General features: G+C 45.4%; 14 protein-coding genes. 3 read left to right on the top strand and 11 right to left on the bottom strand.

Annotated features, from left to right (window positions below):
* Window positions 1-74: 74 nt before the first annotated feature.
* From OCW38_RS06775 to OCW38_RS06730, 10 genes are all read right to left on the bottom strand, one after another.
* Window positions 75-1487: a bifunctional NUDIX hydrolase/phosphatase PAP2 family protein gene (locus OCW38_RS06775; protein WP_261895536.1), complete on the bottom strand. Its 1413-nt coding sequence runs from the start codon at window positions 1485-1487 to the stop codon at window positions 75-77.
* Window positions 1488-1558: 71 nt separating this feature from the next.
* Window positions 1559-2038 (bottom strand): GNAT family N-acetyltransferase, encoded by a 480-nt coding sequence (locus tag OCW38_RS06770; protein ID WP_029189481.1) that lies wholly within the window; start codon window positions 2036-2038, stop codon window positions 1559-1561.
* Between the two features lie 185 nt (window positions 2039-2223).
* Entirely contained in the window at window positions 2224-2625 is a 402-nt protein-coding gene (locus OCW38_RS06765) for a glycine zipper domain-containing protein (protein ID WP_010438543.1), read from the bottom strand.
* 218 nt (window positions 2626-2843) lie between these two features.
* Window positions 2844-3290, bottom strand: a complete 447-nt coding sequence (locus tag OCW38_RS06760) for a hypothetical protein (protein ID WP_016797479.1) — start codon at window positions 3288-3290, stop codon at window positions 2844-2846.
* A gap of 148 nt (window positions 3291-3438) precedes the next feature.
* On the bottom strand, window positions 3439-5343 hold the full coding sequence (locus OCW38_RS06755) for a propionyl-CoA synthetase (RefSeq protein WP_261895533.1): 1905 nt from the start codon (window positions 5341-5343) through the stop codon (window positions 3439-3441).
* A 118-nt stretch (window positions 5344-5461) separates the two neighbouring features.
* Window positions 5462-6634 carry a 2-methylaconitate cis-trans isomerase PrpF gene (gene prpF / locus OCW38_RS06750; RefSeq protein WP_261895531.1) on the bottom strand — a complete coding sequence of 391 codons (1173 nt, stop codon included), beginning with the start codon at window positions 6632-6634 and terminating at the stop codon, window positions 5462-5464.
* A 9-nt stretch (window positions 6635-6643) separates the two neighbouring features.
* Window positions 6644-9280, bottom strand: coding sequence for a Fe/S-dependent 2-methylisocitrate dehydratase AcnD (gene acnD / locus OCW38_RS06745; RefSeq protein ID WP_261895529.1), 2637 nt, complete (start codon window positions 9278-9280; stop codon window positions 6644-6646).
* Window positions 9281-9380: 100 nt separating this feature from the next.
* A complete protein-coding gene (prpC, locus tag OCW38_RS06740) occupies window positions 9381-10595 on the bottom strand; it encodes a bifunctional 2-methylcitrate synthase/citrate synthase (protein WP_016791893.1) in 1215 nt (404 codons plus the stop codon).
* A 147-nt stretch (window positions 10596-10742) separates the two neighbouring features.
* Window positions 10743-11639, bottom strand: coding sequence for a methylisocitrate lyase (prpB, locus tag OCW38_RS06735; RefSeq protein WP_009846616.1), 897 nt, complete (start codon window positions 11637-11639; stop codon window positions 10743-10745).
* A 100-nt stretch (window positions 11640-11739) separates the two neighbouring features.
* On the bottom strand, window positions 11740-12459 hold the full coding sequence (locus tag OCW38_RS06730; protein ID WP_010438524.1) for a GntR family transcriptional regulator: 720 nt from the start codon (window positions 12457-12459) through the stop codon (window positions 11740-11742).
* 580 nt (window positions 12460-13039) lie between these two features.
* Between OCW38_RS06730 and OCW38_RS06725 the strand changes: the two genes are divergently transcribed.
* The 3 genes from OCW38_RS06725 (at window position 13040) to OCW38_RS06715 (ending at window position 16292) form a co-directional block, all read left to right on the top strand.
* On the top strand, window positions 13040-14011 hold the full coding sequence (locus tag OCW38_RS06725; protein ID WP_261895526.1) for a tripartite tricarboxylate transporter substrate binding protein: 972 nt from the start codon (window positions 13040-13042) through the stop codon (window positions 14009-14011).
* Window positions 14012-14263: 252 nt separating this feature from the next.
* Window positions 14264-14761, top strand: a complete 498-nt coding sequence (locus OCW38_RS06720; protein WP_010438521.1) for a tripartite tricarboxylate transporter TctB family protein — start codon at window positions 14264-14266, stop codon at window positions 14759-14761.
* A 10-nt stretch (window positions 14762-14771) separates the two neighbouring features.
* The gene (locus OCW38_RS06715) at window positions 14772-16292 is read left to right on the top strand and encodes a tripartite tricarboxylate transporter permease (protein WP_010438519.1); all 1521 of its coding nucleotides are present in this window, start codon (window positions 14772-14774) and stop codon (window positions 16290-16292) included.
* Window positions 16293-16425: 133 nt separating this feature from the next.
* Here the strand turns inward: OCW38_RS06715 and OCW38_RS06710 are convergent, their stop codons facing one another.
* The gene (locus OCW38_RS06710) at window positions 16426-17343 is read right to left on the bottom strand and encodes a dienelactone hydrolase family protein (RefSeq protein WP_261895524.1); all 918 of its coding nucleotides are present in this window, start codon (window positions 17341-17343) and stop codon (window positions 16426-16428) included.
* Window positions 17344-17408: the final 65 nt, after the last annotated feature.

Raw genomic sequence — 17408 nt, 5'->3', positions numbered from 1 at the left:
CTCACCTAAAATACATTGATAAAAAGAAGGCTGTGCATTGCACAGCCTTCTTTTTACATGAATCGTTCTACTTATTATTTTCTAGCCCAAGGCAGACGAAATGCCACCACACCAAACAAAATCAAGATTGGGAAACGTAACGTTTCAATAATAAATGAAGCAATACCACTGAAAGAGACAAAGCTTCCTGCCCAGCTAATCAGCAGATTTCCCGCTAACAACATAGCCATCACTCCAAGAACGATCTTGAATGAGAACTGACCGACCAAAGGTTTCGAGTCTGTTAACGTCACTAGGCATGCAATCGTCATCAAAATCGCCACCCAGAATGAGAATGTTGGCAATGGCCATATCACCGTGAGAACAACCGACAGTAAGCACAATGCCCACCAAACACCTTTAGAACTTAATAAGGCACTGATATCTACATCCGGTTTCGCGTCTAATCTCACGATATGCCACGTCGCTAATGCACCTAATACTCCACCCATTAATACATCACTAAAAAACGCACTGCCTGAATAAGACTTAAATAGCATGATCCACAGCAGGCCAGCGAGCACTATCAGAATAGCTTTTTGCTCCAAGAGGCGATTTAGTTTCCAAAAGACTAACAAGGTTAAACTTACCCATAACGCAGCTAAGAGACTTGGGAAACTATACCCACTGCTCATCACTAACTTTAAAGTTGGAAGGTAGGCATGAGGACGAGGAAAGCCAAAACCTTGGTGGGCGATCAATGTCAGTAACGTTACAGATATCAAAGTGAAGCCAAACTTCAACGCGAAGTTACGGCCAAAGTACCAAGCAATTAGTGGCAATATCACAATGAAAACCCATGGCTTCGCTAACAAATCGGTCAATAGCACCGTACTAGAAAACGCGCTCGGTATGATGTCGAATATATTTTGAAGTGAAACGATCCAACCTAATTCTAGTTGATGGACTTTAGGTGCCGCGCCCACCAGCTCAGTCACATACGTCACCGGTTGGTCCATCGCGGATAAAAACAGCTCGTTAATCTCAGACCACTGTTCTGGATAGCGGTACTGATGATCTTGCAATTCAGCAGGAGGAAGTAACATCGCTCGGCTGACTTCCACGCCGTAATGAGGCGCAAACCAAATCGGCAGCTCAAAGCCACCCAACTCATTTCGAGCTTTGTAACTGATCACTTCAGAGTCAGAGACACAATCATACACAACGGCACTGTCGGTATATCCCAACACATCACCGACCGTCACGGACAAACCCGCCTCTTCCCACGTTTCACGTTGCGCCGCGACCGATGGCGGCTCACCAGAAACCACAGTGCCTCCCGGTAGAGACAATTGCCCCGTGATCAATTCATCAACCAACACAATTTGGTTATCGGCACGTACTACACACAAAGCGCCCGCGATATGATCGGGCAAAGTGTTGCTCGCCCAAGCGGAGGTAGTACTCAAAAGAGATAATATGAAAACTAATAAATATCGAATAGCCAACGAGTTTACCTAAAAATAAGAGAAAAGTTAAAGACTGCTCTAGTGTAATCAAACACGCACAAAATCGCTGTCTACGTTTTGTGCAAAGCCTTTCTCATCCATTGAATGTGAGGTGTGAACCCCATTTTTTGATAGAAGTCCTTGGCAGGTGAATTAAAGTCCCAAACCTCTACAAAGACTTGTTCAACCCCATAATCATCAAAAGTCGCTTCAATTTTGCTAAACAACTTTTCAGCAATCGATTCTTTTCTATAATCAGGCAAGACAAACAGTTCATCGACACTGCCCATCGGCACTGGTTTACTTACCGTTGAGATAAGCTCACAAAAATGCCCAGAGATAAAGCCAACAATCAGCTCACCTTTTAATGCCACGTAGACTAAGCATTCAGGATCATCCAAGTAACGTGCAATGCTTTTTTCCTGCTCAATCTCTTCTGCCGTTTTAAAGTGCTCTGGGCTAGCGAGGTGATGGTGATGGTGGAGATCGAACATTAACTCGTTAAGATGTTCCAAATCCGTGTGCTTTGCGGCCCTTAAGGTGACATTCATGACTATTGTGCTTCTCAAACCAAATTAATATTTAAACTGAGTCTAGTTTACTTGCCGCGAGTATCTATACAAGTTATTGAATTAATTCATGGTTTGAAGTGCGTATTTTAGATACAAAAACGGCCACATTACGTGGCCATTCTGTTTAAATAATTTAGAATTAAACGAATATCTAGGCTTTAGCTTTATGCGCCGTTATCTTCTTTCTCTTCTTTGAGTTCAGCAAGCTGTTGTTCTAGTTCGATAAGTTTAATTTCAGCCTCAACTTCAGCAACTCGCTTTTCAGCATCGGTGCGATTATCTTGTGCTAAGCCATCAGCAGTCACTTGAGTTCTTTGAGCATTTCTTGCGTCATCCGTATCTTTCATCGAACCAGCTACGCCACCTGTCACACCTCCTAGTGCTGCACCTTTAACCGCTAAGCTTGCATCTCCTGTCAACGCTCCAGCCGTTGCTCCTAGTAAGGCACCACCAATAGCACCACGATTACGCGCTGCATTTTCATTTTCGTTATCAGTGGCAGGAGATGCACAGCCAGAAAGAGTCACAATCAGTGTCGCTAAAAGAAAAGGTTTAGTGAATGTCATAGGTGTCTCGCTTTGGTTTCGTTTGGAATGAAGTCATCTTAAACAGAACACCTAACAACATAAATAAAGACCAGTTTAGATAATATATAACGGTTGATTATGTATTAGTCGCTCAACACTTCAGGATTGGGAAACGTTTGATTTATTAGTCACTCCGCAAAAACAAAAAGACGATCAGTAGGGCCGTCTCAATAACTCTTGTGACTGGGTGGTAAGCGTTAGCTCCTCGACCAAAATTTCTGAATATTTTCTGCGCTTGGAGGCGGTCTTACACCACAATCTCGATAGTGATTTTTATCACCAATCCCCAGTATTTTACCATTTCGTTCATCAATCATCGCAGCCACTTTAACACCGTCTCCAATATGCCGAGTCAACACGACAATTTCACTCGATCTTTCAGATCTTACAGCGCCTAGGATTTGATATTCGTAGCGACCTTTCCTTGAATTAACGATCATCTTCGAGTTAATAGGGTCGGCTTCATACCCCACGCCCATATCAAAAACCGCTTGATAGAGATCGACGCCAGTCTTGGACACACATTTAAATATCTTGGGATGACTCAATGGCTCTAACAACACTCTACTTGCTTCATCCTTTGAAATACTGTCACTAGCAGCACCACTGACCAGTAAAGCAATCAATAAAAAGTAAACTCGCATAAAAAAGACCTCAATATGTGGGGTTCATAATGAGGTCATAGTAGACGCAATGGATAAGCGGATGAAGAAAGTAGAGTTTAGGTAAACCATCACGCTGGGTTATGCATAAATCAACAAGCCGAAGATCAAATTGCCCAAACAGCTAAGCCTATTTACCGAGCTTTTCAGCAATTTCAGTTAAGCTGGTAGGGTCGTCAATCGTCGAAGGTACCACGTACTGTTCACCTTCTGCGATCTGTCGAATAGTTCTACGCAAGATCTTACCTGAACGAGTTTTCGGTAATCTCTCTACCACTAAAGCTTGTTTGAAACAGGCAACAGCGCCGATTTCGTTACGAACCTTACCAACCAGTTCGGCTTGTAGCTCAATGCCATCTACTTTTATTCCGTCCTTTAACACAACTAAGCCAAGCGGTAGCTGCCCTTTCAAGTCATCATGAATACCGACAACGGCACATTCTGCAATCGCGGGGTGACCACCAACGATCTCTTCCATTTCCCCAGTAGACAAGCGATGCCCTGCAACGTTGATCACATCATCAATGCGCCCCATGATAAACAAATATCCCTCATCATCGAGGTAGCCGCCATCACCGGAGACATAGTAACCCGGGAATTGGCTCAGATAGCCGGATTCAAATCGATCATGATTACGCCATACCGTGGGTAGACACCCGGGTGGCAACGGGCGTTTGAGCGCCACAAAACCTTGTTGATTGGGCAGAGCAAGCTCACCTAATTCATTAAGAATTTCTACTTGGTAACCGGGTACTGGCTTGGTTGAAGAACCCGCTTTTACAGGCAAAGATTCAAGCCCTGTCGAATTTGCAGAAATAGCCCAACCCGTTTCGGTTTGCCACCAGTGATCGATAACCGGTTTATTGGTATGAGACTCGACCCAATCCAATGTTGGCGGGTCCAAACGCTCTCCTGCCATAAAAATCGACTTGAGCGATGATAAGTCATATTTGGTAAGTAACTCGCCTTCGGGATCTTCTTTCTTGATTGCTCTAAATGCTGTAGGTGCAGAAAACAACACGTCCACTTTGTACTCTTCACACACACGCCAAAACGCTCCTGGATCGGGTGTTCTCACCGGCTTACCTTCAAACAGAATAGAGGTGCAACCGTGAATCAGTGGCGCATACACAATATAGGAATGCCCAACCACCCAACCCACGTCAGATGCCGCCCAAAAAACACCATCTTGCGGCATATCGTAGATAGTGCTCATCGAGTACTTCATCGCGACCGCGTGACCACCATTATCACGGACTACGCCTTTCGGCTTACCGGTGGTTCCCGATGTATAGAGGATATATAAAGGATCGGTTGCCAAAACGGGAACGCAGCTATGTGGCAGAGAATCCGCAACGGCCTGCTGCCAGAGTACATCTCTATCTTGGTTCAGTTCAGCCAGGCATTGCTCTCTTTGGAATACCACGACTTTTTCAGGCTTCCAGCGGCTGCCCATGATGGCTCGATCAACCATCGGTTTATACGGTAGAACTTTGTTAATTTCGATACCACATGAGGCGGTAATCAAGACCTTGGGTTCAGCATCTTCAATTCGAACTGCAAGCTCGTGCGGAGCAAATCCGCCAAACACCACGGAGTGAACCGCGCCTAGTCGTGCACAGGCTAGCATTGCCATTGCTGCTTCAGGAATCATTGGCATATAAATCACCACACGATCGCCTTTGGTAACACCTTGCGTTGCTAACATCCCCGCGACTTTAGCCACTTGGTTACGCAGTTGGTCGTAGGTGTACGAAGATTGATGTCCTGTAACAGGAGAGTCGTAAATCAGTGCGGTATTATCACCTCGCCCATTTTCACAATGGTAATCAAGCGCCAACCAGCAGGTGTTCATCACCCCATCAGGAAACCAACGTTCAATACCGTTATCGTCAGTTTGTAATATCGTTTTTGGTGGTTCAAACCAATCGATCGCTTGTGCTTGTGTTTCCCAGAACGAATTGGGGTCTTCCCTAGCCCATTGATACTCGGTGATATAGTCTGTTTTTCTGTTCATTCGATTCGTAGCAGACATAGTGCCTCCTCCATGATTTATCCATTAGTCCAAGCGCCTAGCTTTTGGCTGTAGCACTTGATTGCACTCTTTTCTCAGCGTTGTGTTCGTGAACATTTAACCGTTCACGACAATCGCTTTACTTAGGAAAAGGCACTCGAATGGCACCTTCCATGATCACTCGAGCACTACGACTCATAATTGCCCGTTCTATTTTCCAACCGCTTTCCGTCTGAATAGCTTTAGCACCCACTTTTAAGGTTCCTGATGGATGACCAAAGGTCACAAAATCTCGGGAACCCTCACCGACTGCCAAGTTCACTAACGTACCTGGCACACTCGCCGCTGAAGCAATGGCGACCGCTGCCGTACCCATCATGGCGTGATGCAGTTGTCCCATAGACAAAGCACGCACCAGAAGGGCAGTATCTTCGACAGCAACCGATTTACCACTGGAGGCTTGGTACGCTTGAGGCTTAGCAACAAACGCGACTTTAGGTGTATGTTGACGTGATTCAGCTTGTTCTAAAGAATCAATAAGACCCATCGCTACTGCACCATGTGCTCGTATGGATTCAAACAGAGCCAAGGCTTTGGTATCACTATTGATATCTGATTGAAGTTCAGTGCCTTGGTAACCAACCGATTCAGCATCAACAAAAATGGTGGGTATCCCAGCATTAATGTATGTCGCTTTGATGCAACCCAGATCTGGAACATCTAAAAAATCGACAACATTCCCTGTTGGGAACATAGAGCCATTCGCATCGGCTGGTTCTAGGAAATCGACTTGGATCTCAGCAGCGGGGAAAGTGACACCATCAAGCTCAAAATCACCCAGTTCTTGGACTTCACCACCAGCGATAGGCACATGAACAATAATGGTTTTCTCTATGTTCACTTGCCATACTCGCACCTCGACCACGCCGTTTTCTGGAATACGATTCGAGTCGACTAGGCCACTATGGATAGCAAATGGGCCCACTGCAGCAGACAGATTGCCGCAGTTACCGCTCCAATCAACGAACGGCTTGTCTATTGCTACTTGGCCGAATAGGTAATCAACATCGTGATCGGCTTTACTGCTTTTCGAAACAATAACGGTTTTACTGGTACTGGATGTTGCACCACCCATGCCATCGGTTTGTTTGCCATAAGGATCTGGACTACCAATCACGCGCAGAAGTAATGCGTCTCGAGCTTCTCCGGCAACTTGCGCAGCTTCAGGTAAGTCACTTAAGTTGAAAAAGACACCTTTGCTTGTTCCACCCCGCATATAGGTAGCAGGTACTTTTATCTGTTTGTTTGTCATATAAAGCTCCTACTGTGCAAGAAAGTCTTTGGCGAAACGTTGCAACACTCCACCAGCGCTGTAAACATTCACTTCGTCTGCGGTGTCTAGTCGGCAGGTCACAGGAACATCAAGCTTTTCACCGTTTTTACGAGTGATGACTAGAGCCAAATCAGAACCTGCTTCAATGTCGCCGTACACGTCGTAAAGCTCGGTGCCGTTCAGTTCTAAGGTATTGCGATTCGTTCCTACTTTGAACTGCAGAGGCAATACACCCATGCCAACCAAGTTGGTTCTGTGAATTCTTTCAAATCCTTCAGCCACAATCACTTCAACACCCGCTAAACGCACACCTTTGGCTGCCCAGTCCCGTGAAGAGCCTTGCCCATAGTCTGCGCCAGCAACGACAATCAAAGGTTGCTTGCGATTCATGTAGGTTTCTATCGCTTCCCACATTCGAGTAACCAGCCCTTCGGGTTCTACTCGTGCCAATGAACCTTGCACGACTTCTCCAGCGTCTTTCACCATTTCATTAAACAGCTTAGGGTTGGCGAACGTCGCTCGTTGCGCGGTTAAGTGATCACCTCGATGAGTCGCATAAGAGTTAAAGTCTTCTTCTGGCACTTCCATTTTCGCCAAGTACTCACCTGCCGCACTCGAAGCGAGAATCGCATTTGAAGGTGATAGATGATCCGTGGTGATGTTGTCGCCAAGAATCGCTAACGGTCTCATACCTGAAAGGCTTCGTTCTCCCGCAAGCGCTCCTTCCCAATAAGGTGGTCTGCGAATATAGGTACTTTGAGGTCGCCAGTCATAAAGCGGTTCAGTCGTTACCTGCTCTTCGTCTGGCTGGAACATTTTCACGTAGATTTGTTGGAATTGCTGAGGCTTAACATGCTCACCGACAACCGCATCAATTTCTGCGTCACTTGGCCACAAATCACTTAGATAGATTGGTTTACCATTGTTGTCTGTACCTAGGCTGTCTTTTTCGATATCAAAGCGAATCGTACCCGCTAAAGCGTAAGCAACCACCAATGGCGGTGAGGCTAAAAACGCTTGTTTAGCATAAGGATGAATTCGACCATCGAAATTTCGATTCCCAGATAACACAGCGGTTGAATACAGGTCGCGGTCGGTGATTTCTTGTTGGATTTTAGGATCTAAGGCCCCGCTCATTCCGTTACAGGTAGTGCACGCATAGCCCACGATACCAAAACCAAGCTGTTCCAACTCAGGAAGCAAACCTGCAGATTCAAGATAGAGCTTGGCAACTTTAGAACCCGGAGCAAAAGAGGTTTTCACCCATGGCTTACGAACTAACCCAAGCTGATTGGCCTTCTTAGCCACCAATGCTGCGGCGACTACGTTTCTTGGATTACTGGTGTTTGTACAAGAAGTAATTGCAGCAATAATCACAGCACCATCGGGCATTTGTTCATCGCTATATTTCGCCGAATGTTGTTCTTTCCACGATGATTGGCTAATGCCTTGTTTGGCAAGTTCACTGGTTGGTAAACGGCGATGGGGATTGGATGGCCCTGCAAGGTTGCGCTCAACTTTAGACAAATCAAACTCAAGCACACGCTCGTATTGAGCGGAATCTAAATCATCGGCCCATAAGCCAGTTTGCTTAGCGTATAGCTCAACTAACTCAACCTGTTCAGGCTCGCGTCCTGTCAGCTTTAGGTATTGTATGGTCTGTTCATCGATATAGAACATACCTGCTGTCGCGCCGTATTCTGGCGTCATATTCGATATAGTTGCGCGGTCACCAATGGTCAGTGCACGAGCCCCTTCACCGAAGAACTCTAGATAACTGGAAACCACTCTCTGATTACGAAGAAACTCTGTAATCGCAAGCACAATATCCGTTGCGGTTATCCCTTCTTGTCGTTGACCCGTCAGTTTAACGCCCACGATATCAGGCAAGCGCATCATCGATGGACGACCGAGCATCACAGTCTCGGCTTCCAAACCACCTACACCTATTGCAATAACACCCAGAGCATCAACATGAGGAGTATGACTGTCGGTGCCGACACAGGTATCAGGAAACGCGATTCCTTCTTTAGATTGAATCACTGGAGACATTTTCTCTAAGTTAATCTGGTGCATAATTCCATTACCCGCAGGAATCACACTCACGTTTTTAAACGCGGTTTTACACCATTCAATAAAATGAAAACGGTCTTCGTTTCTGCGCTCTTCAATCGCGCGGTTTTTATCAAATGCTTCGTTATCAAACCCGGCATGTTCCACAGCCAAAGAGTGATCAACAATCAGTTGAGTTTCGACCACTGGGTTCACCTTGGCAGGGTCTCCGCCTTGGTCGGCAATCGCGTCTCTTAATCCAGCCAAATCTACTAGGGCTGTTTGACCAAGAATGTCATGACACACCACACGCGCAGGATACCAAGGGAAATCAAGGTCACTCTTGCGTTCAATGATCTGTTTTAAGCTGTCTTCAAGGATTTCAGGATCACAGCGTCTTACTAATTGCTCTGCCAATACTCTCGACGTATAAGGCAAGGTTTTATAACTGCCCGGAGATATCGCTTCTACCGCTTCGCAAGCATCGAAATACTCTAAATGAGTTCCGGGTAAAAGTTTCCGGTACTGATTTTTATCAAGGTACTGAGCTTGTTCAAGTTTTACATCAGACATACATCCACCATTATCTGTTAAATTCTATTCGTTGTTTCTTGAGGCCTTGTCGTATGAAGACGGAAGTCACCTCAGACATAAGTCGGCTCGTTATGGAGGGCTAACGTAGATGAATAGGTAGCCAGTCTTGATGCTCTGGCCCGGTGTAGTCTGCACTTGGACGAATGATGCGATTGTTTTCTCTTTGCTCGAACACATGCGCCGTCCAACCGGTAAGGCGACTCATCACAAAGATAGGCGTAAATAATTTGGTAGGGATATCCATGAAGTGATAGGCAGATGCATGGAAGAAGTCAGCATTACAGAACAAGCCTTTCTCGCGCTTCATAACCGCTTCAACACGCTCTGAAACGGCGTAAAGCTGTTTATCACCGACCTCTTGAGCTAGCTCTTTTGACCAACGCTTGATTAGAGCATTTCGTGGGTCGCTTTCACGATAAATGGCATGACCGAAGCCCATGATTTTGTCTTTGTTAGCAAGCATCTGCATGATGTTAGTTTCTGCTTCATCGGCGGTTTTCCAATCTTGGATCATTTCCATTGCCGCTTCATTCGCACCGCCATGTAAAGAACCTCTTAGTGTGCCAATTGCTGCTGTAACGCACGAATGAATATCTGACAGTGTTGATGCACAGACACGGGCAGCAAAAGTAGATGCGTTAAACTCATGCTCTGCGTAAAGCGTTAGCGAACAGTGCATTACCTGCTTATGCAGTTCACTCGGCGCTTTATCTGTTAGCATTTTCAAGAAGTAGCCACCCAGACAGACTTCGCTTTGATCTTCAGTATCAATGCGCACGCCATCGTGGCTAAAGCGATACCAATAACAAATAATCGCAGGGAAAAGCGCAAGCATTCGTTCGGTCGCGAACAGTTGCTCAGAGAAGTCAGACTCTTGCTCTAGATTACCTAACATTGAACAACCCGTTCTCATCACATCCATTGGGTGAGCGTCTGCAGGAATAAGCTCTAGTGCTGCTTTCAAAGGTTGAGGTAAGCCGCGTAGACCAACCAACAATGTTTTGTAATCGTCTAGCTCTTTGGCATTGGGTAAGTGACCTCTTAGTAGCAGGTGCGCCACTTCTTCGAACTGAGCGTGATTAGCAAGATCGGTAATATCATAACCACGGTAGGTTAAGCCGGTTCCTGATTTTCCTACCGTACATAGCGCCGTAGTTCCCGCACTCTGACCACGTAGACCAGCACCACCGATTGCAGGTGCGCTTGCTGGTTTGCTTTCGGGTTTTTCGCTTTGTTGTTGGTTTTCTGTTGAAGCCTTTTCGACAGCTGCTTTATCACTCAAAGATACAGACATGATGAACTCCTTTTCTGTATTAGCCGCCTGCACTCTTTGGTGCTGCCTGTTTATATGTCCGATGATCTTTATCATCGGTACTGGATATGGCGACTAACCATTTCACGTTATTGGATTAAGTTGATTTTGGATTAATTGAAACGGGATTTACCCTTCACTTGAAAACAACTGATCAAGCTTGTTTTCGTAGTCGTGGTAATTCAGGTGTTCGTAAAGCTCTTTACGGGTTTGCATTGAATCCAACAGAGCTTCTTGATTGCCTTCAACTAACAAGTGCTTGTAAACATTCTCCGCCGCTTTGTTCATCGCACGGAACGCACTCAATGGATAAAGCACCATGTCGACACTTGATTGGGCCAACTCGTTACAGTTGTAGAGTGGCGTTTGGCCAAACTCAGTGATGTTCGCAAGAATAGGCACGTGCTTACCCGTTGCTGATTTCAACGCCGCCGAGAACTTCACGTATTGGTCTAGCTGATTCATCGCCTCAGGGAAAATCATGTCAGCGCCCGCTTCAACACACGCAATCGCTCGTTCAATCGCACTATCAATACCTTCAACCGCCAATGCATCCGTACGCGCCATAATCACAAAGCTCTCATCGGTTCTAGCATCGGTTGCCGCTTTGACTCTATCGACCATCTCTTGCTGGCTAACAATCGCTTTATTTGGTCGATGACCACAGCGTTTCTGGGCCACTTGATCTTCCATATGAATTGCAGCTGCGCCTGCCTTCTCCATAGCGCGAATGGTACGTGCAATATTAAATGCGCCACCAAAACCCGTATCGATATCCACCAGCAAAGGCAAATCACACGCATTGGTAATACGTTCAACATCCACCAACACATCGTTCAATGTGGTGATACCTAAATCAGGCAAACCATAAGACGCATTGGCGATGCCTCCACCAGATAGGTAAATAGCTTGATGCCCCAAGTTCTTTGCCATCATCGCGCAATACGGATTCACCGTACCGACGATCTGCAATGGGTCGTTGTCTTGCACAGCTTGTCGGAACTTTGCTCCTGCTGATAACTTCATAATGACGCTCCCTGTTAATTGTTTATTTCTAGCTAACCTTTAAGACTTACGGCTTTTGGTTATCGCCAGCACTGATCCGCTGACAGATTCCAATGGTCGCTTAATCAAGATCTTTGGATTGAATTTGTTGTTCTATCAGCAATCGACTGCCCGAGATGTGTCGTCGCATTAGCATTTCTGCTAGCTCTTCATCTCGATTACGAATCGCTTGTAGGATGTATTTGTGTTCATCGAGCGCCTCTTTTGGTCGAGACTGAGCCCTAGGCGATTGATAGCGGTACATTCGTAATAGGTGATAAAGCTCGTCACACAACAGCGAAATCAGTTTGCTGTTACGACTCGCTTTGATAATGCGGTAATGGAAATCGAAGTCGCCATGTTGATGGAAGTATGATGAACCTTCGACTTCATCGATATGTTTAGAATGTGTCGACAATAAGCCTTCAAGCCCAATCAACTCATCTTGTGTGATGTGCCTCGCTGCTAATCGCGCAGCCATACCTTCCAATGCTTCTCTCACCGCGTACAGCTCTAGCAGTTTCTCTGCAGAAAAGGTAATAACTCGAGCTCCGACATGAGGAATACGTTCGATCAGGCCAAGCCCTTCGACCCGCATTATCGCTTCACGCAAAGGACCTCGACTTACCTCGAAGCGTTTAGCCAGTTCAGGCTCCGAGATCTTACTGCCCGGTGCTAATTCACCGTTCACAATCGCCTCAACGAGGTATTCCGTCAGATTTTCTGACTTAGTGTTTTCTTTATCGCTCACACGAGTTTTCGTGTTTGCACTTAAGGTGAGATCTTTTATCGCAGTATTCATATTCACGCTGCTCACTTCTGATTGCCGACCCTAACTGTCAACAATTTCATAACATGAACATAAAATACACGATCAAATTGTCTACAATCAAGTAGATTGTCGACAATTTAGACTAAGGTAGTATTTTTTATAAACAATAAAACTTGCTAAAAACGAACAATAAATAACTTAAACATTTGTTTCTTATGAATCCAATCAGAAAAGAACCCTTCAACCCCTTGCCTATTCCAAAATGATTTAAAAAACGATGTGTCGACAACTTACAGCCGAACTAGTCAAACGCAGCTCATTTTCCGCATAGGCACCTGCTCGCTCGCATACAAAGACAAAGAAGACGGCTGATGTGCCCTTCTTTTTATGTCTCACAGCGAATAGTGACATTAATCCCTCCCGTAAACTTTATGAACTTTATTCACCCAATGTTCTTTATTCTCAATATCGCCGCATTAAAGACAATTCATTAACACATCGTTAACTTTAACCTTACCTGCTAAGCAATGTCCTAGTCGTGTTTAGCAGCTATATATAAAACATAAGTTTCTCTCCATTGAAGAGATCCCCTACATAAGGAACGTGAACCATGTTCAAGGCACTGAAACCTACTCTTGCGGCTTCTATTATCGCAGCTACCTTTTCTTTCAACACTTTTGCTGCTGACGTAGAGAAAATCCACTTCCTAATCCCTGGCGGCGCTGGTGGCGGTTGGGATATGACAGCTCGTGGTACGGGTAATGTATTGGTCAAATCAGACATCGTAGAAAATGTCTCTTTCCAAAACTTGTCTGGTGGTGGTGGTGGTAAAGCTATTGCTCATCTAATCGAGACCGCTAAGCGTCAGGAAGATACACTGATGGTTAACTCGACTCCTATCGTTGTACGCTCGTTGACCGGGATTTTCCCTCAATCTTTCCGAGATCTAACGCCAGTTGCTGCAACCATTGCCGACTACGGTGCAATCGTGGCGTCTGCGGATTCTAAATACAACTCCTGGGAAGACGTGGTTAAAGAATTTGAAGCCAATCCCCGTAAAGTAAAAATTGCAGGCGGCTCAGCTCGTGGCAGTATGGACCACCTAGTAGTCGCTGCAGCGTTTAAAGGCGAAGGTTTCGACGCTAAGAAAGTACGTTACATCGCCTATGATGCAGGAGGTAAAGCGATGGCTGCTCTACTATCTGGCGAAACACAGCTGCTTTCGACAGGCCTTGGTGAAGTGCTAGAGATGTCTAAATCGGGTCAAGTTAAAGTGCTTGCAGTCACGGCACCAAAACGACTTGATGCTGCACCAAACATCCCGACGCTCACGGAATATGGCAACGAAACCGTATTTGCTAACTGGCGTGGTTTCTTTGCAGCTCCAGGCACGAGCCAAGCAAAGATTGATGAATGGAATGTAGCGCTTGGCAAGATGTACAAGACCGACGAATGGCAGGTGGTCCGTGACCGTAATGGTTGGATTGACAACTACAAAGCTGACAAAGACTTCTACGCCTTCCTAGAAGATCAAGAAAAGCAAATGGGCGACCTCATGCGTGAGCTTGGTTTCTTGAAATAACCAATACTAGAGAGGGCATCTTACCCATACCCTCTTCACTATTCTCTTGTTTCGCCGTACATGAGTTAACTTCAAACTCCTTTGTTTATCCGTATCGAATTACTAAAACTTGTCGAATCGTTGTAGACGCAAGTGGCTTGAACATTAAGCATTGTAATCCGCTTACCTTAGGTTAGTGATCCCAGACATTATTCATTAACTCGCTCATGTACGGTTTTTTACTTTTCTATACCACCCTAAACGGAGTTGGATATGTCGGACCTACCAACCAAATTTTTAAGTAAAGAATACTTGCTATGTCGCGATCGCGTCGGGGCAATGATTTTTTTACTCGTGTGCCTTTGCTACGGCTATCAAACCACACTCATTCCCCTTTTCCCTGGCGACGAGTACGAACCCTTTACGGCTCGCACATTACCAACATTACTAACCATTGCAGGTATTGGTTTATCGTTAGTATTGCTTGTCACCGGACAAGTAGACAAAGACAGCGGAGCTATTTCTGACTTTGATTGGAAACTACTGATTGGCTTTTTAGTATTGATGGCACTGTACGGTGTTGGTCTTACTTACCTTGGCTTTGTTCTGGCAACGAGCTTCTTCTTGCTTGCTGGCTTTTACTTATTGGGTGAACGCCGTAAAGCTGTTTTATTTGGCGCGTCGTTTCCTTTCGTTATCGCGTTCTTTCTTCTATTAACTCAAGGCTTAGATATCTACCTAGAGCCTGGTTTAATCTTCACTCTTTGGTAGGGATAACATTATGTTAGATGGAATTTTACAAGGGCTTTCGACCGCTGTGATGCCAATGAACATCATGATGGTCATCGTGGGTTGCTTCGTCGGTACCTTTATCGGGATGCTTCCGGGATTAGGACCAATTTCAGCCATTGCGTTGATGATCCCTATTACATACGGCTTAGACCCTTCTTCTGGCCTCATCTTAATGGCTGGTGTGTATTACGGCGCGGTTTTTGGTGGATCTACGTCATCAATCTTAATCAATGCTCCAGGTTGTTCTTCAACGGTCGTCACCGCGTTCGATGGCTACCCAATGGCGCAGAAAGGACAAGCGGGTAAAGCACTCGCACTCGCGGCTTACTCTTCTTTCACTGGTGGCACGCTCTCAGCCATTATGCTGTTGATTGCAGCGCCAGCACTCGCAAGCGTGTCATTGAGCTTTCAGTCTTCTGACTACTTCGCACTAATGCTACTAGGTTTATCAGCCGTAGCCGCATTTGCAGGCCCTGGTCAAGTGGTGAAGGCGTGGATGATGACTATCCTAGGCTTAATGCTTTCCACCGTTGGAATCGATAAAGGCGTTGGTGTTGAGCGATTTACTTTTGGCTTAACCGATCTAATGGATGGCTTTAGCTTTTTACTATTGGCAATGGCAACGTTTGCTCTAGGTGAGACTTTAATGGGTATTTTAAAACCAGAAAAAGACACTAGCGGCGAAGAAAGCCAGAAAATGGCCGATATTGGCAGTATGAAAGTGACCAAAGAAGAGTTTAAAGAAGTCGCCCCCGTTTCGATTCGCTCTTCGATCCTAGGTTTCTTTACTGGTGTTTTACCCGGTGCTGGCGCAACCATTGCCGCTTTCTTGAGTTACGGTATGGAGCGAAGCTTGGCACCGAAAGACAAACAGAAAGAATTTGGTAAAGGCAGTATCCGTGGTCTTGTTGCTCCTGAATCAGCAAACAACGCAGCTTCAAGTGGTTCATTCGTTCCGCTACTGACGCTTGGTATTCCCGGCTCTGGTACTACCGCAATCATGCTTGGTGCCCTAATCGCTTACGGTATTCAACCGGGACCTCGATTATTCGTTGAGCACCCAGATGTATTTTGGTCTGTAATTATCTCAATGTACTTTGGCAACATTGTACTGGTTATTTTGAATCTACCGCTTATCCCTTACATATCTAAACTGCTTGCTGTACCAAGAACGGTGCTATTACCAATGATACTGTTCTTCTCTATCACAGGTGTCTATTTGGTGTCGTTCAACACGATGGATGTGTTTGTGATGTTAATCGTCGCGATAGCTGCTATAGCACTGAGGTTAGCAAACTTCCCTCTCGCACCATTACTGCTTGGGTTTATTTTAGGAGGCTTGATGGAAGAGAACTTAAGACGTGCGTTGATGATCAGCGATGGCGAGTTAAGCTTCTTGTGGGAACGTCCAATTACAATGACTTTCACTATTTTAGCGGTGCTCGTGTTAAGCAGCCCTATACTCCTCAAGTTATTTCAAAAATTTAAAGCTAAACCCGTAGAAGCATAATCTCACGTTACTAAAAAGCCCTAACAGACATTTGTCCTGTTAGGGCTTTTTTGATGCACGACCTTCTAACTAACAACTCGTGAGTTATCTATATCATTTGTATGTCGCTTCAATTCATCAAGCTCACATGCTTCTAAACGCTTAGATGCTCCTTAAAGAATGTTAAGCTACGACTCCAAGCCAGTTCGGCCTCTTGTTCGGCATAACGCCCTGTCGAATCGTTATGAAAGCCATGGTTCACACCTTCGTAAACGTAAGCGGTGTAATCAACTTCATTCAGTTTTAGACGTTTCTCATAATCCGGCCATGTACTGTTTACTCTCTTGTCTAACTCAGCAAACTGAAGCATCAGCGGGCCTTTCACTCTTTCGCGAATTTCATCAGCCGCAGGTGTACCATAGAAAGGCACTCCAGCATTGAGCTTTTCAGGTATCGTAGCAGCAAGCATGTTTACCACATAACCACCATAACAGAAGCCAACCGCACCAAGTTTCCCATTGCTGAGTTCATGATCTTTCAAGAACAGCGCAGCTGCTATGAAGTCCTCTTCAAGCTTAGACTTGTCCATTCCTTTCTGCATGCTTCTCCCTTCATCATCGTTTCCTGGGTAACCACCGATAGGGAATAAAGCGTCAGGTGCAAACGCAATGAAACCTTGCGCAGCTAAGCGCCTCGCAACATCTTTGATGTACGGGTTTAGACCTCTGTTCTCATGCACCACAAGAACAACGGGAGCCGTACCTTGAAGATCTTTAGGTACAACCAAATAACCTTGGCACTCTCCATGCCCCTTGGGAGACGAAAACTGAGCGTAGCTCGCCGTTATAGAAGGATCGTTAAATGAAACTTGCTCGGCGAGTGTGTAATTAGGAATCAAAGCACTGGTTAATGTGGACATAGTAAAACCAAGTACAGCAAGGCCACCAAGCCTACGCATAAATTCTCTTCTGTCGATTACCCCATGAGCATATTCGTCATACCAATCAAAAGCTTCCTGAGGGATAGGTCTTTGATCTTGTCCTAAATTCGCGTTTTTAACTCGTTTTTCCATTGTCATTCCCTTGTTCAAAAATAAAAAGTCACAGATTTATGATTATAGACTGTGACAATTAGTTC

Origin of the sequence: Vibrio cyclitrophicus (assembly GCF_024347435.1) — a bacterium.
Lineage (GTDB): Bacteria > Pseudomonadota > Gammaproteobacteria > Enterobacterales > Vibrionaceae > Vibrio > Vibrio cyclitrophicus.
The sequence above is the reverse complement of the archived record's forward strand: the minus strand, read 5'-3'. Positions and strand labels throughout refer to the sequence as shown.